Below are 23,575 nucleotides of genomic sequence, written 5' to 3'. Positions count from 1 at the left end.
CGCTCTATTTGCAGACCATTCGCTCCGCACAGCACGAATAGAGTAAATCGAATGAATTACGCGATCAAAGACCACCCTCATGCTGGAAATACCAGGTCCATCCATTAATATTAATCTGAAGAACCAGCCAGGGATCGTTGTCGGCAAAGAAAAAGACAATCTTATATTCACTCTCCCGATCGAGATATTCCTGAGCGCTCATATTATGCCCTTCGATTTTTGTCATCACCAGAAAATCGGTCAGATTGATATTGAACACCTTTCTACCGGAGGTTTTCTCTGTTACCACAAAACGTGCGTTACGATTTTCCAGAAACCGCATCGTATTCAGTTCGACAATGCCTGCTGCCAGATTCTTTTGTTCGATATGATAAGGACGGAAACTAAGATTATCATCTCCAAGCAGCGAATTATCGTGTGCCAGATAACCGTTGGATTCGATTATTTCATAGGTATAGGCATTCACATCTACCCCCCAGGAGTCTTCATTGCTCCCCTGAAAAACAAACCGTACTTTATTGGTATCTTTTATCAGGTTGATAACTTCCGTCTGATCGGTGGTACCGGTAAAGTCCACGTTATTAATCTCGCCATACCAAAGCGGCTCGAGTTCCTTATCGATGATAAGTGTTTCCTCACGTTTCAACTGTAGCTTCAAGTCGGCGATGGAGGAAATACCTGCCTGCAACGATGTTATATCGTATGAATCATGTGCACCTGCCCATGCCATAAACTGGTATTGTCCGACAGGCAACTTAACTTCCATCAGATAACTGCCTGTTCCCAATGTACTCCCTTCCTCTGCTTGTTTAAACAGGAACTTGCCGTCTTTATCAAATACATAAAGCTCCACTTTATCCACCTGCGAATGGAATGCATCAGCAAATTCCATATTGTAATCATACTTAAACTTAACAAACAAACGGCACTCCGGCAGATCTTCGTTAAAGCTATCGCATGAAGTCATTATCAGGGAGCCGATAAGGACAAACCACATGGCTATGTGACGTAATAGGCTTTTTAGCTTCATATTTTTTAGTTTTCTAATTATTCTATATAGAGAGGAAAAGATATTCCTTCTTTTCTCGTTATTTCCAATTCAGTGGACAGAACTATCTATTCCGTCAAATATAAATCCCAGAGTTTTATCAAGTCTCCGGCAACTCTTTTACTAAAAATAAAGGGGGTGTCACAAAAGTCAGTTTTGTCATGGCGGACTTGAGCCGCCAACTCATACCAGGTTAATATACATTATTAATATGCGATCCCGGGACAAGCCCGGAATGACAGGATAGTGACTTTTGACACACCTCCTCTTATATTAAAAAGATTTCGAATTTATAATTCTATCTCTTGTCTATACCAGGTCCAAGGATTGATGCCAATTTCAACAGAGATGAAACTTTCTTCTTCTTCATCTTTCTTGCCTGGATCCGGTTCAGGAATTATCGGATAACCCGGAGTCTTTATATCCTTGATAGCAATATCATATACAGAATTACGCACCACGCCAAACTCTCCGAGCTTATTGTTCGTGTTATCCGTATCATTATCATGCTTAATCATAATAACATGATAGCCTTCTCCTCCTTCGTAATAAGACACATTTCCATAAGCGGCTGCTCCATGTGTTTTAACACCAGCCTGCTCAAATGATGCAGCAATTTTCTGAGCTCCATCAGCTATACTACTATAGGTATTATCATCAAGCTTAGCCTGAAATGCAGCAGCTGTAGGAAGAGTAATAGCAGTCACGTTTGGTACAGAATACTTTACCAACGAATCCAGATACGCACCAAATGCATTAGTCACCGAAGTCTGAAGATAATCATCCGGAGCTTGGTCTGTATATTTTGCTGTTAATTCTGCCTCAATGTACTTCACTACCAATTTGTAAGAATAATATCCATCAGTACCAATTTTAATCCAAGCACTTCCGGGATTAACTTTTCCTGAAGCATCCACATCGTTATCGCTATTAGTAGTCCCATTATAAGTTCCACCGTTATTCGGGAGTTGTAATCCTTTAGGCTGACTTACCACCTTCAACAAAACATGTGTAGTGTAGGCCTGGTAGTTATCATTTTCTTCCTGCGTATTCTCCAGGCAATACAAAGCTGGGATCTTAGAGGCATTGGGACCTGTAGAGTCAGCTGTTGCAGTGACCCAGGATGGTGCAGAAGCATGCGTATAATAAGCATAATTATCCGTATATGGAGTGGTTGTTATATTCGCCATAGACGTTTTCTGCCCATCGTAATTCGGGTCTACCCTGTAAGAACCAAAATGCCATTTATCAAACGGAGTGATACAACCACGAGCCGTTGTTTCCAACCACGTCTCAGTTCTCTCAGACATCGGGTAGTATTTTTTATTAGTCACATTCAATGTCCATCCGACAGTATTAATATCAAGGGTAGATTGCGGATAATTATTATCTGCAAACAAACGTACTTTTGCAGCTACACGGTCTACGGTAACTTTATAAGGTTTGCCTTCCGCCTCACCTGCAGTCGCATAAGTTACCAGATCATTATCTGTTACAGTAACCGAACTACCTGCATCTGTAATCGTTGTCGGTTCCAGCTTGCCTTTGGCATTGGTCATCATAAAGCTATTCTGATTTGTACCACCGATAACCGCACCGACACTGGTATTAGCAATAATTTTATTTACGTCATCGAATGTACTGGCAGAAGCCACGTTTGTTGTAAAATCAGAAGATGGATTTAATATGATCATAAAAGCTTTCGAATTCTTATCCACTTTAAAAGCCTTTGTCGGGGTTCCGCCAGGCTGTCCCGGAGTTCCTATTTCAGGGTCTCCCGTCCCCCATGACAATTTAGTCAACAATGCCGGATTATTCGATCCAGTAAGATGGCTATCAAAGAAAAGAGCCATCATCGTATTGACTTTCGATTCATCAGCCGTACCATTTTCCTGATCAGGATCATGCAAAGCCTTGGTAGTTGTCGTTGTCACAACATTCAGAGAGACCCAGGCGTCACCTCCTGCACTGGAGTTACCACCACCATCCTCTCCTCCATCCGGGAGACTTTCACTACACGCTGCAAACATAAAAGATGCAAGTGCAAACATTAAGAAGTTCTTCTTTTTCATTTCACTCAATTTTAATTAGTCATTTTTACTCATTTATTTATCTCATTTTATTCTCTATCTCAGCAATATTCGCTTTTTTCTTCGCCAACTCATTCAGATTATCTTTGGCTGTTTCCAACCCTGAATCAGCTGCTACTTTCAAATATTCCCCGGCCTGGTCATAGTCTCCTTTCAATAAAGCGACTACACCCAGCGAATTGATATATTCCGGTTCTTTTGAGTTTACCTTATTCAGATAACGCTCAGCTGCAACCAGATCATTACGCAGGATAGCTGCCGCTGCTGCATTCATATTGGCAATCTCATTTTCAGGATACATCCGTACGGCAACTTCGAAGACATCGACAAACTCCTGCGAACCGGCCGGATAACTATTGGCAACCATGAACATTTCATTCAGGCTCAGATTCTGCGGACGCGTTTTGATTACCTCCTTCGCTTCTTCCACATCGAAATTCTTTACATTAAAGTTTACTTTACAAACAGCAACACGCAAACGCGGATATACATTTCTCAGCAAAGACAGATAAGGCACCCCTCCCCGAAACTGTTTTAACTTCGTTTTTCTTTCTGTGTCGACCGGATTATTATCGATGATCGCCAGTATCTCATTTTTATATTCTATATCGCCGGCATTAAGCGCTTTCACCAAACCGTCCCAGTTCTCACCACCGAAGACGGTATGATACTGGCTGCGTGAGAAATCGTAACGGGTCAACAGATAATCGCGCAACGCTACCGCACGTCCTTCGGACAATCGTTTATTGTTTGCCAGTGAGCCTTCAGGCGATGCGTAACCGATAATATCCAGATCTTTCACTTCGACACTCGGATCGGATTTCAATTCGTCGATCATCGAACGGATCTTTGCCAGTTCCTGCGGGTTGTTCATATATTCGGGCCGGATATTCGTCTTGTTCACTTCGAAATCAAGGAAACTTTCCACCTGTATGTCACGTCGTTTGGTCTCTTCGACTACCGGTTTAACAAAAGCCATATGAGGCACTATGACGTAGGGTTCCGGTATGTATTCCAGCGTTACTCGATCTGCAACCGGCTCCACCTTCATCAATAACGTCTCACCACAACCACATTCATCCCGCTGCATATCCAGATGAGCGTCAGCCATCCATGATTCATAGGGAAGGATATAGCGATACCGGATGGTTTCGTTTGTCGGTTTATTTACTTTCTTAACGATATAAGGTTTTTCATAACCAGCCTTCTCTGCCGCATTCATCAGAGAAAGCGAACGTTCGTAAACCCGGTATTCATCTCTCCCTTTCATTGTTACTTTAGGCAAATTACAGCCTTTTTCCGAAGAAATCAACTGCGGAATCAAGTCCACCCCACGGGTTGATTTGACTTTTACCCCGTTCAGGACAATGTCCATATCTATATAAAGAAAATCGCCCGCCTGTTCCAACCGTACGGGATTCACAATAATATTTCCTTCATAAGAACGTGACTGAGCCTTTACCTGAAGAACATTCAAACAGGTAAAAGCTAACAGGCATATAATGAATTGTATATTCCTTTTCATCATACTTCTTTTATTTAATCAGATAAATAATTGACAACGCGGCTTTTGTCGGACCGAAATAGTTCCGCCCGGTATCTTTCAGTTTGGAACCACACTCCGCACAAGGATATTTTTCATATTCTATACGTGCATATCCCAAACCGATAGAGGCTTCTATACTCCACCGTTTCTTTAATATCCAGGAATGCCCAACCGAAAGACCTCCTCCATACAGATGCCCCTGATACCGGTTCTTTTGCATATTTTCGCTAAAAAGCCCTGGTAATCCACCAACATTGAAATCGGCATAATGCGCATGCAACCCGACAAACGTCCGGTTGAAACTTTCGCAGAACCAATAACGAATTTCCGGCTGTACTCCCCAATGACGCAAACGCCTGCCATTGTCTGGTTTCCACGGATTATAGTTGACCGGAATGTCCAATGTCCATTTACGGGCCAACCCAAACTCCAATCCCAGATTCATCGTTGTAGTTGCGTCATACAAAAGATTACTTTTAAGCGCAATTTTCTGAGCCTTACTTTCTATGGTCAGGCATCCGAGTATAAAAATCAGGAGTATCAATGCTCTTTTCATCTATTTTATTTTTTACTTCCTAACTGAATAATATCTAATTTGGTATTGGATGGAATACATACAGAAGAGGTCACCAGCAATAAGATGAAAATAAAGCCTTTATATATTTTATATTTTCTTACAACCATTAATAACATTACTTTCCCAATCATTATAAACTATCCCAAATTACATATGTAGAAACAATTATAAGTTCTTTCGATACTAAATACTCGTTTCACTCTTTTCTTTCTCTATTATTTCCCAAATAACACTCTTTCTTTCAGTTACAAAGATCGTTTTTCTCAAACAAATTACTATTCTATTGTTGTTTCTGATATTATGCATTAACACTCTCCATCACTACCCATTTCAAAGGGAAAGCACAAATCGCTTACACTTTTCGAAACAAGCGTTAAGCAATTCAACTTTATTTGCAAAAAGTGAAAAACAAACACACTCATACCGTACGATTTGTAAATATTATCAACAAATATGTAAACCCGATTTCCTCTCTTTTGGAGGATACGGCAAAGGACAGGCAAACTACTAATTCGGAATAGCCGGACGCAGGTTTTTAGAAAATAATCATGTACCTTTGCAGGCAAAATAAAATCCGAATATATAGAAGTAAGAATATGGTTATTGAACAGCAGATTACCGGTGCGATCATTGCCGGCATAAAAGAACTGTACGGAGCAGAAGTTCCTGCCGCCCAGATACAGTTACAGAAGACAAAAAAAGAGTTTAAAGGACATCTTACCCTGGTTGTATTCCCATTCCTTCGTGCATCGAAGAAATCGCCGGAACAAACAGCACAGGAAATCGGCGAATATTTGCAGAAAAACGAACCGGCCGTATCTGAGTTCAATGTAATCAAAGGATTTCTGAACCTGACTGTTGCCGGCCCGTGCTGGATCGACTTGCTGAACACGATCAATGAGCAACCTTCATACGGAATAGTTCCCGTTACGGAACAATCTCCGCTGGTGATGATCGAATATTCTTCACCCAATACAAACAAGCCGTTACACCTGGGTCACGTACGTAACAACCTGTTGGGTTACAGCTTGTCTGAGATCATGAAAGCCAACGGTAACAAAGTAGTCAAGACCAATATTGTTAATGACCGCGGTATCCATATCTGTAAATCCATGCTTGCCTGGCAGAAATGGGGCGAGGGCGTTACTCCCGAATCATCCGGAAAGAAAGGTGACCACCTGATCGGTGATTTCTATGTATTGTTTGACAAACATTACAAACAGGAGTTAAAAGAACTGGAAGAAAAGGGCCTGACCAAAGAAGAGGCAGAAGCGCAGTCGACCTTGATGGCCGAAGCCCGCGAAATGCTCCGCAAATGGGAAGCCGGCGACGCTGAAGTCCGTGCTTTATGGGAGAAAATGAACAGTTGGGTATATGCCGGTTTTGATGAAACCTATAAGATGATGGGCGTAGACTTCGACAAGATCTATTACGAATCACAAACCTACCTGGAAGGTAAAGGCAAAGTGATGGAAGGTCTTGAAAAAGGTATCTTCTACCGCCGCGAAGACGGTTCCGTATGGGCCGATCTGACCAAGGACGGACTGGACGAAAAGCTACTGCTCCGTGCCGACGGCACTTCCGTATATATGACACAGGATATCGGTACAGCCAAGTTACGCTTCGACGATTATCCGATCAATAAAATGATCTATGTAGTCGGAAACGAACAGAACTATCATTTCCAGGTTCTTTCCATCTTACTGGATAAACTGGGCTTTGAATTCGGAAAAGGTCTGGTGCACTTCTCTTACGGAATGGTAGAACTTCCGGAAGGCAAGATGAAGAGCCGTGAAGGTACGGTTGTCGATGCAGACGACCTGATGGAAGAAATGATCGGTACTGCTCATGAAATTTCGCAGGAACTGGGTAAACTGGATGAAATGACTCCGGAAGAAGCTGCCAATATTTCCCGCATTGTCGGATTAGGTTCTCTGAAATACTTCATCTTAAAAGTCGATCCGCGCAAAAATATGACCTTCAACCCGAAAGAGTCTATCGATTTTAACGGAAATACAGGACCATTCATACAATATACATATGCACGTATCCGTTCTGTTTTACGAAAAGCTACTGAACAAGGCATCGTATTACCGAAACAATTGCCGGCCAATACTCCCATCTCTGAAAAAGAAGAAGGGTTAGTCCAGATGATTGCCGATTACGCTGTAACAGTTAAAGAAGCAGGGAAAGAATACAGCCCGGCTTATATTGCCAATTACATTTACGACCTGGTAAAAGAATACAACCAGTTCTACCACGACTTCTCTATCCTCCGTGAAGAGAATCCGGAAATCAAACAATTCCGTCTGGTATTATCTGAAAATGTTGCCAAAGTCGTAAAATCAGGCATGTCGTTACTGGGCATCGAAGTTCCGGAAAGAATGTAAAGGAAAATGCCCTGTCCAAAGCGGGAATAAGTCTTATAATTTTCTGTAAGCGCTGTCCTCTCTGGGGATGGCGCTTATAATTTTCTGTAAATGCAATCCCCGGGGGGAACAACGCTTATAATTTTCTGCAAGCGCTGTCCCACCCGGGGACGATGTCTATAATTTTCCGTAAGTGTTATTCCCGGAAGAGCTACCTACTTATGCTTTCTTCTTGGTTGTCCGCTTTTTCGGTGTAGCAGGTTTCTCCGCTGCTTCGGTTATGATCTTCATACATTCTTCATAAGTCAGTTTTTCCGGCTGGGTAACCGTCTTCGGTATCCGGTAATTGGCTTTCTTATACGTAATGTAAGGACCATAACGTCCATTCAGGATCTCCAGTTCAGGGTCCTCGTCAAACTTCTTCAGATAACGCTGTTCATCTTTTTTCCGTTTCTCATCAATCAGTTCGATCGCTTCTTCCGCGGTGATGGAAAGCGGATTCAGATCTTTCGGGATAGAGATAAACTTGCCGTCATGACGGATGAACGGTCCGAACCGGCCTACGGCTGCAACCATATCTTTTCCTTCATATTCACCGATGGTACGGGGAAGATCAAATAACTTCAGTGCCTCTTCCAGTGTAATCGTTTCAATAGACTGCCCCTTCATCAATGTAGCGAACTGAGGTTTCGGCGCTTCCTTATCATCCGGATGAGCCTGTCCGATCTGTACGACCGGACCATAACGGCCGATCTTTACAAATACAGGATTTCCACTCTTCGGGTCCACACCTAACTGGCGTTCTCCCACTTTATGTTCCGTCTTTATGGCAGCCGTCTCTTCTACGATCGGATGAAACAGCTTATAAAACTTATCGATCGCTTCCGTCCAAACCATTTCTCCTTCAGCAACAGCATCGAATTCTTTTTCCACACTGGCTGTAAAGTTATAATCCAACACATCCGGGAAATAAGTCATCAAAAAGTCGTTCACGACAGTACCGATATCGGTCGGCATCAACTTATTACGGTCGGCACCTACAATCTCTTTCTTGTCAGCTTCCTTTATCTTATCTTTGGCAAGTGTGATCACGCTATAAATACGCTCTACCCCTTCCTTATCTCCTTTAATCACATACTCACGATTCTGTATCGTCTGAATAGTCGGAGCATAGGTAGAAGGACGTCCGATACCCAATTCTTCCAGGCGGCGAACCAGACTGGCTTCCGTATAACGCGGAGGACGTTGCGTAAAACGTTCCGTAGCCACAATATCGTTCAGTGTCAACACTTCATGCAACTCAACCGGCGGCAATAAACCGTTCTCCTGTTCCTTTTCGTTTTCGTCATCGTAACTTTCACGATATACCTGAAGGAAACCGTCGAAAGTGATCACTTCACCGACAGCCACGAATTTTTCTTTCTTATTATTGATGCAAACAGAGATTGTCGTACGCTCCAGTTCAGCATCAGCCATCTGTGACGCAATCGTCCGTTTACGGATCAATTCATATAATTTCTTTTCCTGCGCCGATCCGCTGATTTCCGTATTACTGATATAAGTAGGGCGGATCGCTTCATGCGCTTCCTGCGCACCTTTACTCTTTGTATGATACTGGCGGAATTTATAATATTTCTCCCCGTAAGTATCCAGAATAGCTTCCTTAGCCGTACCCAATGCCAGGTCACTCAGGTTGACCGAGTCGGTACGCATATAAGTGATCAATCCCGATTCATACAAACGCTGTGCAATCATCATGGTTTGAGAAACAGAATAACCCAGTTTGCGGGCGGCTTCCTGTTGCAAAGTGGATGTGGTAAAAGGAGGTGCAGGTGATTTCTTTACCGGTTTCTTAGTGATCTCGTCAATAGAGAAAGAGGCTGCTTTGCAGGATTCCAAAAACTCCATCACCTCTTTTTTATCCTTCAGACGCTTGCTCAACTCCGCTTTCAGGATCGTTGTTCCGTCAGGAAGTATGAAATTGGCAATGACACGGTAAGCGGCTTCCGACACAAATTCGTTGATCTCGCGTTCACGTTCCACGATCAGGCGGACAGCTACCGACTGCACACGTCCGGCAGACAAAGCCGGCTTTACCTTTCTCCATAAGATAGGAGACAGTTCAAACCCCACGATACGGTCTAATACACGACGTGCCTGCTGGGCATTTACCAGATCGATATTAATATCGCGCGGTGTTTCAATCGCATGCAAAATAGCATTCTTGGTAATTTCATGGAAAACAATACGTTTTGTATTTTCCGGTTTTAATCCCAAAACTTCGTACAGATGCCAGGATATAGCTTCTCCCTCGCGGTCCTCATCGGATGCGAGCCATACCTGTTCGGCAGACTTCGCTTCGGATTTCAATTCGGAAACCAGCTTCTTCTTATCTGCCGGGATCACGTACTGCGGAGCATAATCGTGTTCTACGTCTATACTAAATTCTTTTGTCTTCAAATCGCGGATGTGCCCGTAACTCGACATGACCTTGAAATCTTTTCCGAGGAATTTCTCAATGGTTTTTGCCTTGGCGGGTGACTCCACTATTACCAGATTCTTTTGCATAATCACTTTTCACTTTTTAGAAATCGAGTGCAAACATACACAAATAATTAACGTAACCGTACATCAGTAACAAAAAAACAGTTTTTTAAACCGTGATTATTATGTATGTAACGTCTTCAGAATTATCTTTGTCCGTAAAATATCACATTATTTTAATATGGAAACTATCAGACAACTTATCAACGATAATAAAACAGACGAAGCACTCCATTTGTTGGACGAGTACATCAAAAAAAATGATTCAGACGATGAAGCGTATTATCTGCGCGGAAACGTATACCGCAAGATGGGCGATATTCGCCAGGCACTCAACAACTACCTCATGGCTATCGAATTAAACCCCGACAGTCCGGCACAAACCGCCTATAATGCCCAGATCAAAATATTAGATTTTTATAACAAAGATATGTACAATCACTAAGAGGCAATTTATAAAAAAAGGTGCAGCCTCCGGCATATGAATATATAAGGAACACGGACAACACGGAACACGCGGATTATCACAGACAGTGTCTTTGTCCTGAAAGGACTAACTGTGAACCCTTCGGGTCCATAACATCACCAACAGGCTCAATTTTTTCTACTTGTGTTAATCCATCCATCAATCCCCAGAATTGGATGGTTATAAAAATAGAAGAGGCAGAAGGGCTTAACCTATCCGCAGAACAGGGAATCGAAGCCCTACACGCACAAACAGGAAACGCCACTCCCGCATATACGGAAGGATGTCTATACTGTTTTCTTAGTGCGTGTTAAATTTTCGACTTTTGTTCTGCACTGAAATCAGCTAAACGCTTTTTATTCTAATATGTCTTATTACGACCATAATTCCCGACCAAGGTTTCACAGCTGAAAATTTATCTCAACTATATATGTAAAAACATTGTTGTATTACGACTGTATTCGACTGTACAAAGATAAAAAGAATGTTTCCCGTTACAGGAGTTTTGTCTAGTAGATTAAAATTCGATGGCCGTCGGCCAAGAACAAGGCTGAATGCCGGTGTTCCGGAAGAGATCCCGGATCGATGGCCGGATCTCCTTCAGGATGATCGATAATTACTACTGTTATCAATAGCCATTAATATAGGTTCATATACTACCTATACAAATTAATACAGATTCATATTTTTTATATTTCCTGTTTTTTTGAATAAAATATCCTCATATATAAATACTTTATTTACATTTGAGGATAAATGCACTCGGCTAGTCGTTTTAGTTTCACAAATGTATTACATCATTTGTATTAATTTTTTATATCAAATTTGATACACTCTGCTTTTGTTTAATTAAATAATTCAACATGAATAAAAAATTGTATCTATTATTTGCTGCCACTATACTTATGACAGCATCCTGCTCCGACAATATATTAGATGAACAGGGCGATATCACTACATCTGCTTCAGAAATAAACGTTGTAAACTAGAATGATGCAAAAATGATTGGCGATAATTTAGCAAAGTCCTTTGAAACTAATATTACCCGCTCTGCTGCTTTAACCTATCCAGATTACTATGGCGGTGGATATATTGATGAAGATAATAATTTTGCAATACTCATCACAGGAGATACCCTTGAACATAAGAATGCTCTAACAAAAAGAACAAAGAGCAATAATTTTAAACTCGCGACATGTGATTATTCATATAATACTCTAAAAGAAACAATTGATAATTTGAATGTATTGCTGACAGATGAAAACAAGGTCAAAGTAGCGGAAAGCATTGAGTTATATTCTTTTGGAATATTAGATAATGAAAATCGCATATATATTAGGTTTAGGAAACTGTACTTCTCAAAATATTGAAAAATTTAAAAGTGAATTTGCGGATACCCCTTATTTAGTATTTAAAAAAGTTGATCAGCCACAAGCAGACGTAAGACCTGGAGGTATAATTCATACCAACGCAGTTGAAGGATCTATCGGATATAGGGCTCGGCGCAATGGACAGCAAGGTATTGTAACCTCTGGGCATTTAGCATCAGTTGGAAAAACCCTTTATTGGGGATATTATCAAGATGAGCTCGGCTCTGTAACCGTATCTTATACAGACGGCACAGTAGACGCTGCATTTTGTCCCGTTACTAATTCCGTATACTATCTGTCGAATGTAACCGAAGCAGGTTACTCGTTAGGAGGATTAAGTTTCCCTTATGTAGGGTTAAGTGTAGCTAAAGAAGGTAAATCAACAGGTAGAAAAACTGGTTCAATAACAGCAACTAATGTTTCGGCATCTTTATGGATCAAACATCAAAGCAGATATGAATACTTAACTAGTATCGTACGTTGTAGTTATGATTCTTCAGATGACGACAGTGGCGGTATCGTATATTCTACATCTGGAAATAATATCTTAGGCATACATGCGGGTGCAGATAGTGCAAGTAAACATTATGTTCCAGCAACATCTATCAATAATGCGTTAGGATTAACAATGTATTGATATTAAAAAGGAATTGTGCCAAGCAGGGTATGAGATACTGTTGATACAATCCCTTTATTCATTTAAGAAACTATTAAAACATTTTCTCTCATGAAAAATTTGGTTACTTATGTATTATTATTAATGGTAATATCCTGTCATAAACAAACTAAAACAGATAAATCAATGCAGGTATCATCAACAAAAAAATTTGTTAGTGTAGTCAATCATTTTGAGGACTTTAACTCCGGCGTAAATGACAACTTAAAACCTATCATCACGAAACTGGATAAATCTTTCGAAGGCAATTATCTTTCATATTATGCAGGATATACGATCAATAGAAGTAACAATAATCTGATTATTCTAATAGCTGGAGATGATACTTTAAAATATAGAGATGAATTTGCCAAAAGACTAGAGAGTAATCAATTTTCTATGGACTACGGAAAATATGCATATCAAGAACTTTTGAATGTAAAAAAAACAATCACTGACTATATAAATACTCACAAAAAGAATAATGTTACTCAGAATATAGAACATTTCGATATATATGGAAATAAAGTTCTAGTTTACTTAAAAGATAATTCATATCAAAAGGCCTCTGAATTTAGAAAAGAAATAACGGATTCACCAGCCATAGGTCTAACTAAGAAAAACAGATATCCTGGGGGTATAGCGGAGTAAACCTTCCAAAATCAAACTTATTAAACAGATACATAAAGACAGATTAAATTGAACGTACTGAAGAGCATCCATGAAAACGCCAGTCCGGGATATACACCCCATCGTTATGCACTTGATTTGATCCCTGATTAAACGTAAATATTCAATTCTTGATCGTGCAGTCATGCGCTCGACCGAGCCGATCCCAAGATAATCGAATAATTGACCTACAATGAAAACAGGATGGCCGACCGTCCTCCGGAACGTTGGTCATCGATCCTGATCCAGGTCTGGCTTCAGACGGATGGCCAGTCAACCAGGTATCAAATATCGATTAATTAATTTTCATTCATTTTCCATCTGTAGAAATTCATTCACCTTCATTGCATATGAAACTTCTTAAAAATATATTTGCCGCACAAATTAAATAAATCAAAATATGAAAGTAATATTCAAATTTTTACCAGCATTCTTATTGCTAGGCTTATGTAGTTGTGAACAAACAGATCTCGAAAAGTTACACACAACTTCCGATGCTGCTTTAAGAATAGAAGATAAGACCATTGATCTTGTAAAATCCTTTAAGGCTTCCCTTGTTAATGAAAAGACAAAATCAACTGATTTTTCATTTAACAATATTACAATCGATGGCTGTCAGAAATCTACTTATCAGTTTTCATTTGAAAATATAAGTACTCGTTCTAATAACCAACAATCCCCCGATACAACAAGTGTTGATATGTACCTTGTAAACTTCCACGAAGAAGATGGCACACCAGGGTATTCTATCGTGACAGCAGATGAAAGAATTAATAAAGTTTACCTTTATTCGAGAGGACATATCACAGATACAGCAAAAATTTATCCTTTGGCATGTATTATCAAATCAATACCTTCTGTTTTAAAAAAAGATTTGGAAAATTATTATAATACCCATACAACAAAAGCTCACACACGAGCTTTTATGACTACGTATGGCCCGCATATTATGACTCATTGGGATCAAGAATATCCATATAACAACAAATGTAAAGCATATCCTGAATTGAATGATGATATTGATTTAAGAGGACATGCCTATGCTGGATGCTCGACTATTGCAACAGCACAGGCTGTAACTCATTATGGAAAATTTAAATCAAATTACAAATATGAATTTCTCAGACTGAAAACAAAACCACGAATTGATCCCCAAAATACGGAAATGGTTTCTCAGGTAAGTCAATTATGTAGTGAAATTGCCTATGGTATAGGCGTTACATGGTATGTAGATAAGACAGATTTACCAGATCCAACCAAAATAGGAAAATATCTAACAAACGTACACGGCTATTCAACAGAAATCTGGAATGACAAAAATGTTGATATTAACAAAATGGCCAATAATATAATGAGAGGGAACGTTCACATCACAGCGGGAATGAGAAAAAGCCCACAAACTGGGCATGTGTGGATTTGGGACGGCGTGCAAATAGATGTTTTAAAATCAGAGGTCACAATGGTTCATTGTAATTGGGGACAGGGTATTTATAGTGACTATGTTGATGGCGGTTATTATACTGATAGTTGGTTTACTCCTGAAACAATGGAACAACCTGATAAAAATCAACAACCGTATTTTGATAATAATGTTCAAATATACATCAATGAATCTATTACTCCACTTCCAGTTGGTTAAATGAGATAATTCAATATACTTTTATATTCTTCAGTACTTAATTCCTCCATCTTGTGAAAGAGCAACATGTGTATTATAGTTCCCATTAATAATACGGATTATCAAACTTCGTTTTTCTCCTCTATTTTCATTAACTTTAATATATAATGATTCTCCATTATTATTTCTGATTAACTTATACCAATCTCCGCTTATTGTATCGCGTGGTATTTTAGTGCCATCCTCTTTATAGTCTATAATTCGCCAATGAGGATAACTTGCCTTAACTTCGGTTTCTTGTTCACTTGAACTCAAATTTACAATATTACTCTCCCCGAAATAAACAGGAGTTGAAGTTGTAGTAAAGTCGTCTTTGGAGCAACCGGACGCAATAAAGGTAACTATTATAGCTTGTATAAACAGATATCGTAAACTCATTTTATATTGTATTTTATATGAAACTTACATATAATATATAGATGCATATTATTAGGCAAACGATGCACATTCATAATACTTTATACAGAATTTATACAAAGGAAATATTGCGAACAGGCCTATCACTTACCTGGAAAAGAAAATTTGTAACCAAAATTAAAACTCATAGAATGATAATTCGCGTTTATTCCGGAACTTTTGTCCTCTTTCCCTAGAGATAGATCGTAACCGACTGACATTATCCAGTTATGTACATCTATGCCAGCGGTAGCAGATACACCCCAATCAAATGCCCTAAGTCCATCAAAAACAGATTTATCGTGTTCTTCCGTATAATAACCTCCAGTCCAATAATCTTTTACACTAACACCAAGATAAGGGCCTGCGGCAAAATTAAATGTTACGTCTTTGCTTAAAGGAAGCGAATAGTTTAACATAATTGGAAGTTGTAGAAAGTTTCTTCTCAATTTGTTTTCGAATGCAAGTTCATGGAAATAATCATCAGATGGATATTCATAATGCCCGAAAGCTGCCCCTAAACTATATCCACGTGTAGCATAATACAGACCTGTTTTTAACCCTAAATTCGTCTGAAATTGATAACCTACACCAAGACCGGCCTTTATACCTGTCCCCCAGCTGTCCCCGAAATCATTTCTCTTAACTGAAGCTATACCGATTTCAGGAGAAATAGACCATTGTGCATTAATTTCGATACTTGAAATAAATAAGATAAACAAAAAAAATAACCTTTTCATACCTAACTACATTTAAAAATTCAACATCAGAATACAAACATACGATATTTGTCTTATAACGACCCTTGTACTTTATATAAATGAAAAAAAATAGTAATACTGCTTACTCATTTTTTAATTTAGATTCAGTATTCAGGGTATTTAATAATATTTAAACTATGAATGAAAGATTATTAATAAATCGTCTCTAGTTTTGTCCAAAATTTTTAATTCTATTGATATGAAAAAGATCTATTTATTGACATTAGCGGTTTGTAGTTACTCTTTATTCTCTTGTAATTCAGATGAGATTTTAAGTGAAGACAACAATAATGATGTAGTAAGTCCAACAACAAAATCGATTGTATTAGCACCTGATACAATCGAGTTAAAATTTATCTATCAAGGTCAACAATATGTCTCAACGGCATTAGAATATGAAACTCATATAGAAATACAAAATCCTGAAGTCAAACAAGTTTATGATAAGTTACAATCATTAGAATCAACATCAGCGCTTGTTCGTCACGATGGATTCATAGAATATTTTGATAATGAGTCAATTCTGGCTGAGAACTTAGAGGGTCGGATAAATAATACCCCAACTCCCAACCCTAGATGGATCGGATTTATTGATGGCAATGGTGATCCCCAAGACGATTGGGAAAACAACCCCCTAAATTATTTAGCTAGGGCTTGGTTATATGATGATACTAATTATGAAGACAGAAGTTGCAAACTATTTTTAAGTAAAACAACTGATCGTTATGATATAGAAGGATTAAAGAGTTTTGATAATTTTAATGACAAATGTTCTTCAGTGAAAATACAGTATTATTACGGTGACCCTGCATCAATTTCATTACTTGTCGTATATGAAGATGCTCACTACAAAGGTCATTCATTCTATTTCTTTGCCGATTATTATGATAAAGAGTTTGTCTATGCTAGTCTGAAAGCATTATTCTATGACTCTAAACCCAAACCTGCACCACGAAAAGACTCATGGAATGATAGAATATCGTCCTGTAAATTCTATATCTGCCGTAAAGATCAACTTCCAGAGGTGGGATAATTGAAATAAAAAAGTCGAAACTAAAAAGTTTCGGTTTTTTTTATCTCTAGCCAAATGCTAACATTCTTCTAAGAAAGCAAGGATTTATTGAAAATCAGCCACTACAAGATTTGTTTTTTTAAACATTAAACAATACCTTTACGCCCAGAATCTGAAAATACAATATTGTATTTCCATTATAATTGTTCTCGTCTGACAAAAGAAAAAGTTGGCACTTAGATAAAAATAATAACAGACGTGTACGCTTGTATCAGTATAAGATACAGGATGTACTGTTATTATTTAGGTCAATGCCAATTACCTTCTTTTGTCAGTGTTTTCCTGTATCTTTCTATAAATTTTGTAATTCAAAACCATTTAAACACAGATATACATGAAAACGAACATAGCCTTACTTATAGAACAAGCAGCAAATGTTATAGATTCCTTAAATACAGGTATACGACTAACCCAAGACGAACAAATGTTTATTTGTGAACATTTTATTCGTGAAAAAGTAAAAAAAAATGACTTCACGATAAAAAGTGGAGATTACGAAAATTATATCTATTTTATAGAAGCAGGCTTTTTACGATATTGGACAATTTGCCATCAAAATAGTACCAAAGAACAAACAATTTGGTTTGCTGTTCCTGGTGAGTTCGCAAGTTCATACTTTTCACTCAAAAATAAAAAACCATCTTATATGAATATACAAGCCATTACCGATTGTACCATTTGGAAATTATCCAGACAAGATCTCGCTCATTTATATAATACATCATTGAATTTGAATAAAATAGCTAGAGTCTTTTTAGAAGAAACCTTTACAAGTCTACTTCACCGAGAAACACAACTATTAGGATTATCTTGTGAGGATCTTTATAAAGATCTTCTTAATAGGAATAAAGAACTTATCAAAGCAATACCGTTAAAATATATAGCTAGTTATATAGGGATTACCCCTCAGACATTAAGCCAAATACGAAGAAGAATTATTCTTAACAAATAGACGAACAATAATCGGTTTACGGCCGCAGTTGCTCCAAGTGACTGTCGGCCATCCTCCTACATCAATAATCATTTTGATAGTTCCAGAGCTGTACATGGGTACGAATCTGTCACCTTCAACCTGGAACAAAATATCATTTTGTATATATAATCATCCAGGCCGGTCTATCAGCTGGTGAACAAATATATTTTAAATCATTTGCGTAAATGGTACAAATTTACTGTCTTTGCTGAAAATTTAAAAGATATGAGTAAATATACAGCATTAATACAGGACAAACGTTTCGTATCGGGTAAAGAAATGTTCCATACAGTCCAAAATAGTGTTGCAAAAATCTCGTTTTAAACGAGATGAAATTCGTCTTAAACGGACTGTAACCCCGTTTTAAACGAGAAAAAAACCGTTTAAAACGAAGTTAGTGCTCGTTTAAAACGGGTTTTCAGATAAATAGTGTAGTAACCTAATTTTGGTTGTCTGTTTTTTGTCTTACTCCTGAAGTGGATTGACTGGATTTTACATTTAAAACTATATCGGGTTGACCATTTTTTCTTTTATCTCTAAAAGCGGTTTACCCCTTTATTATTCCGTGAAACGTTTGTGAAAGATGGGCGTATCATTGAAACCGACCATTTCTGCGACTTTCTCTACCGAATAGCTCAATTCTTCCTATATTGGAATTTCACAATAATGTTTCGTCAAATACACAGCTACACTATCAGGCTTTCACATAATACACGTATAATCAAACCATTACCCTATAACTATATCCAAAAAAGTTACCTTATTTATCTTGTTTTTATAGTATTACGGGCATTCATTCCTGTGATAACCAATTACCACCATTCATATCCCCATCACTGTGTAATCTTTTTCCGTAGTTCCTTTAACAATGTAACATCGGCATCCCGTATCTTTCCTTCCCGGTTGGGCGGGCAGTTCAGGATCAGGATATTGTCGTTCTTTGTACACTGGTGGTACAAACCGGCTAATTCTTCTACTGTCTTATACTTTTTATCTGTAGTATTATAGAACCAACGCTCACTTATACAGATAGTAGATTCCCATGGCATATAATATAATTTGCCGTCATGCGAGAAGAGTTTCGGGTCATTATCGGCGGGCAGGTACGGATCACCCAAACGGAAGTCACTCGGGAAATAACGGATCGGATAACCTTCTTTCTGATTTTCCGGTAATACGGGATGAGCATCCGGATTTTCAGGCAGGCCGATTGTCCAGTTTATACCGATCTGACATTCCGGTTCCCTTGATTTGATTGTCTGATATATCTCTTTTGCAGGCCAGCGCTCATGTTCTTTCTCCCATCCCCCGTCAAACCAGAACTCGACGATATGAGTATATGCCTGTACAATATCGATCAGCTCATTCAGTTGTTTAATCATATATTCGTTGTAGGCTGCATCCAGACTTTTATCCTTTACATCTGCATTCACCTTACGGTCCCACAATGAATAATACAAGCCCAGGCCTATATCATATTTTTTACAAGCCTTGGCTACCTCTTCTATCACGTTCGTTTTATTCCTCGAATTAGCCACATCATATTCGGTATATTTGCTATCCCAAAGACAGAAGCCTTCATGATGTTTGGCTACCAATATGACATATTTCATGCCGGCATCTTTAGCTGTTTTGATCCATTGATCGGCATCGATAGCTGTAGGGCAATAAGAAGAAGCCGGCTTTGAGCCATCCGTCCATTCCTGATCATGGAATGTATTAATACCAAAATGAATAAACATCCCATACTTCCGAGCAATCTGTTTCTGTTGTGCCGGACTGGGCTGGTTAGACGGGACAGGCAAAATCTGATTCTGCCCATAGCCTAATTGTAAGGACAAGGCTAAAAATAAAATCGTTACAAAAGAATATTTCATGGCAATAGTATTTATTACCACAAAAATAATAGATCTTTTACATATAATAATAGCCGGACTTCGACCTAAAGTTTGCAAAATCCGGCATAAATTAGTTAGAAGCGCCAGCCAACGTTAAACTGGAGGACACCGTTACGACACTTTTCACCTTTTACTTCGCTCACGCCTGACATAGACGCCAATTTATCTGCATCAAGTATATTTGCCAAACCGATATTATAGCTCAACGAAAACAATAACCCCATAGAGGATTGGTAACCCGCTCCTATCACAAGAGCAAAGTCTACGGATTTAAAAGCATCACTCAGCTCACTTGTCGAAACAGACGTACCCGAACTGGAAATTTTCACTTTTGAAGAAACTTTGAATCCCAACTGAGGTCCGGCAAATAAATTGAAACCCTCGTAAACATAACCTTTGAAAAGGATAGGGATATTCAGATAATCATTCTTAACCTTCAGATCTGCTAACTGATCGTTCTTCGCCCCTTGCATCGAATAAAACAATCCCGGCTCGATAGCAAAATGGTCGGTCATCATAACTTCACCGGCCACCCCGATATTTAATCCAGGCTTCATACTCCCTTCAAAATTTGTCATATTAGCAAAATTCAAACCGATCTTCGGGATAAAATGAAATTCTTGTGCACTCACCTGAAATGCCACGAAAAGAAGTAATAAACATGCAATCTTTTTCATACTACAAATTGTTTTAGATATTAAACACAAATTCTATCTCAATAAACATAAGCGATTCTCCTCCTACAATGTCTGTTTTCACTCATAAACACAGACCAAAGATAAATACTAAAATTAAATTACAAACATTTTCACTTATTATATTACCGGATCTTCAATAATCCGCTCGGGGAATAACTCTTTCAAGCTTATTTCCAGAAGTTTAGTTCTTTCTTCATTCAACGTAAACACTCTATCCTTTATCACAAACAAATCGAACGGAATATATAATTCCGCTATTTTCTTTCTATTGAAATCAATCAGATATTGAGCTCTTCCCCGGCTGATAATAGAATAACCATCCCAGTTCAGATCCGAAAAAAACAAACTTTCAGGCTGATAAGTGCGAATAACCTCCATCTGCTCATCAATCTCTAAAATCTCATACCGATCATTATAAACGAAGCATGATGCAGAATCGGACGGTGTGATCCGGTTAAAAGAAATACTATCTGCATTTTCCATATAAAACGAATTGTACACAAACCCCTGTAATTTTCCGTTGTTTTTCTCATCCCAGGACGAAACTTCTATTTCCGAACTATCGGATAACTGGCAAAAGGAGATTCCATCATCAAACAATAAATATAATGTATTCCGCTCCCCTTTCAGACAAGCGTCTTCAATCCTGTCTTTTTTCTTTGTCAGTTGATTCAGATATATATTTTTCCCGGTATTTTTATCGAAGCAGGCAATGAAAGGTCTTCCGATATTGACTTCCATCATCTTTTTTTCATATACAGAAGGTAAATCTCGCAAGTTAGTACGATAGCCTGATCCATAATTGATCATATACAACCTCTCACCATAATCAAACAGTTGCGAGTGGGATGTCAGATCTTCCGGAAGGGGATATCCCCATTTCATTTTCAGCCGGTTATCCAGACAAAGTAATTGTGTGCGGTTGGCAAAATAAAATAAGGTATCATCTCTCAACACATTCGAAGTCAGTTCTACGACCGCATTAACTCCAGCACCAATCGGGACTGCACTAAAGCCAGTTAAAACGCCGGTCAGTACACCCAAAGCACCCAATGCCACCGCTCCCGTATAATTCGTTGTTCCGGTTATCATCGGATAACTCTCTCCTGATCCATTATTAATATTAACCAGGTGCATCCCGTCAGAAACGATCAGCCTTGTCGAATCATCAACCAGTCCGTGATAATTCCAGCCATACGTATGGGGAACTTCCCGAGTCCACAAAAGTTCTCCGGAATTCATCTCATAACATTCCAGTTTTTTCGAAAACCCGTTTTTGTAAGCCCACAATTTATTGTCCTCACGATCCAATATATAAGGTAGGATTTTTTTATTCCATTTCGATACCCCTGTCTGCAAATCCAGCAAAGAACTTTTCACACCTTTCGAATTAAATAAAACACCTTCGGGAAGCAATGCAAACTGATCTGTCATATAATTCATCTTTCTTTTCCACAACTCCTTTCCTGCTGGAAAATCAATAACAACCAGTTCACCTTTATTCTTATAAGATTGTTCGTTTTTGGTCAGATGCCCTATTTTCACCATAAAAAAAGTACCAGTTGTATCCATCTTATAATCCCGTATCCTCCCGTCAAATTCAAAACTACGGGCCTTCAACTCCTTTCCTTCCGTTGTTAATCCCACCATAACCTGACTCTGAGCATAAATAGACGGTCCTGAAATCAACAAACAAACGAATAAATACAACAAGCTCTTCATGATACAATCCTGAGTTTAATTAATAAATACTAGCTAGTTCCCTAAGCGGAACAATTGTATAAACGTATTTACCCTAAAACTATTGTTAATCAAAAGAGAATTAACACATACAAAAACAAAAAACCGGAAGGTACTCCCTTCCGGTTTTTTGTTTTCTCAGTAAAATAAGATCTGAATCTTATTTCAGCAAGCTGCAAGGACAAAGATTATCTTTTTCGATATCTTTAAAGTAGTTGTATGTACCTACTTTTATTTCAGCACAAGCAGCTTCGTCAGCTACGATGATACCTTTCGGATGCATCTGCAAAGCAGTGATTGTCCACATCTGGTTGATCGAGCCTTCAACAGCCTGCTGCAAAGCACGAGCCTTGTTGTGACCGTTTACCATGATCAGCACTTCTTTCGCATCCAATACCGTACCGACACCAACTGTTACAGAAGTCTTCGGAACCTTGTTTACATCGTTGTCGAAGAAACGTGAGTTAGCGATGATCGTATCTGTAGTCAGTGACTTAACACGTGTACGTGAAGCCAATGAAGAACCCGGTTCGTTGAACGCGATATGGCCGTCAGGACCGATACCGCCCAGGAACAGGTCTACACCGCCTACCGCTTTCATCTTTGCTTCATAAGCAGCACATTCAGCTTCCAGGTCAGGTGCGTTACCGTTCAGGATATTTACATTCTCCGGCTTGATGTCTACATGGCTGAAAAAGTTATTCCACATGAATGAATGATAGCTTTCAGGATGATCTTTCGGCAATCCTACATATTCATCCATGTTGAAAGTGATGATATTCTGGAAGGAAATGACACCTTGCTTGTTCAGTTCAATCAGGTTCTTGTACATACCCAGCGGAGATGATCCGGTAGGCAGGCCCAGAACAAATGGCTTTTCAGCTGTCGGATTCGCTTTCTTAATCTTCGCAGCTACATAGTTGGCAGCCCACTTCGAGAGTTGCTCGTAATCTGGTTCAATAATTAGTCTCATAACGTGTTTTGTTAATTGAAAATTGAGAATTGAAAATTGAAAATTACAGGAA

Annotated in this window: 19 protein-coding genes; 8 read left to right on the top strand and 11 right to left on the bottom strand. The window is 38.8% G+C overall.

Annotated elements, in window-relative coordinates:
- Positions 1–64: 64 nt before the first annotated feature.
- The 4 genes from NBH15_RS14980 to NBH15_RS14965 form a co-directional block, all read right to left on the bottom strand.
- Entirely contained in the window at positions 65–1,030 is a 966-nt protein-coding gene (locus tag NBH15_RS14980; protein WP_128135463.1) for a FimB/Mfa2 family fimbrial subunit, read from the bottom strand.
- Positions 1,031–1,338: 308 nt separating this feature from the next.
- Positions 1,339–3,120 carry an Mfa1 family fimbria major subunit gene (locus NBH15_RS14975; protein ID WP_250822975.1) on the bottom strand — a complete coding sequence of 594 codons (1,782 nt, stop codon included), beginning with the start codon at positions 3,118–3,120 and terminating at the stop codon, positions 1,339–1,341.
- A 37-nt stretch (positions 3,121–3,157) separates the two neighbouring features.
- Positions 3,158–4,666, bottom strand: a complete 1,509-nt coding sequence (locus NBH15_RS14970) for a DUF3868 domain-containing protein (protein WP_250822974.1) — start codon at positions 4,664–4,666, stop codon at positions 3,158–3,160.
- 7 nt (positions 4,667–4,673) lie between these two features.
- Entirely contained in the window at positions 4,674–5,240 is a 567-nt protein-coding gene (locus tag NBH15_RS14965) for a DUF3575 domain-containing protein (RefSeq protein WP_186959823.1), read from the bottom strand.
- A 617-nt stretch (positions 5,241–5,857) separates the two neighbouring features.
- Between NBH15_RS14965 and argS the strand changes: the two genes are divergently transcribed.
- Positions 5,858–7,651: an arginine--tRNA ligase gene (gene argS, locus NBH15_RS14960; protein ID WP_128134801.1), complete on the top strand. Its 1,794-nt coding sequence runs from the start codon at positions 5,858–5,860 to the stop codon at positions 7,649–7,651.
- A gap of 198 nt (positions 7,652–7,849) precedes the next feature.
- On the opposite strand, the gene topA is transcribed toward argS, so the two are convergent.
- Positions 7,850–10,198: a type I DNA topoisomerase gene (gene topA / locus NBH15_RS14955; protein ID WP_186959827.1), complete on the bottom strand. Its 2,349-nt coding sequence runs from the start codon at positions 10,196–10,198 to the stop codon at positions 7,850–7,852.
- Positions 10,199–10,355: 157 nt separating this feature from the next.
- Here topA and NBH15_RS14950 point away from each other — a divergent pair, with 157 nt between their 5' ends.
- The 5 genes from NBH15_RS14950 (at position 10,356) to NBH15_RS14930 (ending at position 14,973) form a co-directional block, all read left to right on the top strand.
- On the top strand, positions 10,356–10,619 hold the full coding sequence (locus NBH15_RS14950) for a tetratricopeptide repeat protein (RefSeq protein WP_007655146.1): 264 nt from the start codon (positions 10,356–10,358) through the stop codon (positions 10,617–10,619).
- A gap of 1,022 nt (positions 10,620–11,641) precedes the next feature.
- A complete protein-coding gene (locus NBH15_RS14945) occupies positions 11,642–12,010 on the top strand; it encodes a hypothetical protein (RefSeq protein WP_250822973.1) in 369 nt (122 codons plus the stop codon).
- Positions 11,958–12,647 (top strand): chymotrypsin family serine protease, encoded by a 690-nt coding sequence (locus tag NBH15_RS14940; RefSeq protein ID WP_250822972.1) that lies wholly within the window; start codon positions 11,958–11,960, stop codon positions 12,645–12,647. The genes NBH15_RS14945 and NBH15_RS14940 overlap by 53 nt, the downstream gene beginning before the upstream one ends.
- 90 nt (positions 12,648–12,737) lie before the next feature.
- Positions 12,738–13,316, top strand: coding sequence for a hypothetical protein (locus NBH15_RS14935; RefSeq protein WP_250822971.1), 579 nt, complete (start codon positions 12,738–12,740; stop codon positions 13,314–13,316).
- 418 nt (positions 13,317–13,734) lie between these two features.
- Positions 13,735–14,973, top strand: a complete 1,239-nt coding sequence (locus NBH15_RS14930) for a C10 family peptidase (RefSeq protein WP_250822970.1) — start codon at positions 13,735–13,737, stop codon at positions 14,971–14,973.
- A gap of 30 nt (positions 14,974–15,003) precedes the next feature.
- Here the strand turns inward: NBH15_RS14930 and NBH15_RS14925 are convergent, their stop codons facing one another.
- Both NBH15_RS14925 and NBH15_RS14920 read right to left on the bottom strand, forming a co-directional pair.
- Positions 15,004–15,390 (bottom strand): hypothetical protein, encoded by a 387-nt coding sequence (locus NBH15_RS14925; protein WP_250822969.1) that lies wholly within the window; start codon positions 15,388–15,390, stop codon positions 15,004–15,006.
- A gap of 122 nt (positions 15,391–15,512) precedes the next feature.
- Positions 15,513–16,148, bottom strand: coding sequence for a porin family protein (locus NBH15_RS14920; protein ID WP_250822968.1), 636 nt, complete (start codon positions 16,146–16,148; stop codon positions 15,513–15,515).
- A 220-nt stretch (positions 16,149–16,368) separates the two neighbouring features.
- On the opposite strand from NBH15_RS14920, the gene NBH15_RS14915 reads away from it, so the two are divergent.
- Positions 16,369–17,202: a hypothetical protein gene (locus NBH15_RS14915; protein ID WP_250822967.1), complete on the top strand. Its 834-nt coding sequence runs from the start codon at positions 16,369–16,371 to the stop codon at positions 17,200–17,202.
- Positions 17,203–17,575: 373 nt separating this feature from the next.
- On the top strand, positions 17,576–18,193 hold the full coding sequence (locus NBH15_RS14910; protein ID WP_250822966.1) for a Crp/Fnr family transcriptional regulator: 618 nt from the start codon (positions 17,576–17,578) through the stop codon (positions 18,191–18,193).
- An 854-nt stretch (positions 18,194–19,047) separates the two neighbouring features.
- Here the strand turns inward: NBH15_RS14910 and NBH15_RS14905 are convergent.
- From NBH15_RS14905 to nagB, 4 genes are all read right to left on the bottom strand, one after another.
- On the bottom strand, positions 19,048–20,091 hold the full coding sequence (locus NBH15_RS14905; protein WP_250822965.1) for an alpha-L-fucosidase: 1,044 nt from the start codon (positions 20,089–20,091) through the stop codon (positions 19,048–19,050).
- 95 nt (positions 20,092–20,186) lie between these two features.
- Positions 20,187–20,789: a porin family protein gene (locus NBH15_RS14900; protein WP_128134798.1), complete on the bottom strand. Its 603-nt coding sequence runs from the start codon at positions 20,787–20,789 to the stop codon at positions 20,187–20,189.
- A 138-nt stretch (positions 20,790–20,927) separates the two neighbouring features.
- Positions 20,928–22,532, bottom strand: a complete 1,605-nt coding sequence (locus NBH15_RS14895) for a hypothetical protein (protein WP_250822964.1) — start codon at positions 22,530–22,532, stop codon at positions 20,928–20,930.
- A gap of 178 nt (positions 22,533–22,710) precedes the next feature.
- The gene (gene nagB / locus NBH15_RS14890) at positions 22,711–23,523 is read right to left on the bottom strand and encodes a glucosamine-6-phosphate deaminase (protein WP_048315180.1); all 813 of its coding nucleotides are present in this window, start codon (positions 23,521–23,523) and stop codon (positions 22,711–22,713) included.
- Between the last annotated feature and the right edge of the window lie 52 nt (positions 23,524–23,575).

This window comes from Parabacteroides caeci (assembly GCF_023656795.1).
Lineage (GTDB): Bacteria > Bacteroidota > Bacteroidia > Bacteroidales > Tannerellaceae > Parabacteroides > Parabacteroides segnis.
Note: the sequence above shows the minus strand (reverse complement) of the source record. Positions and strands in the feature narration are given on the sequence as shown.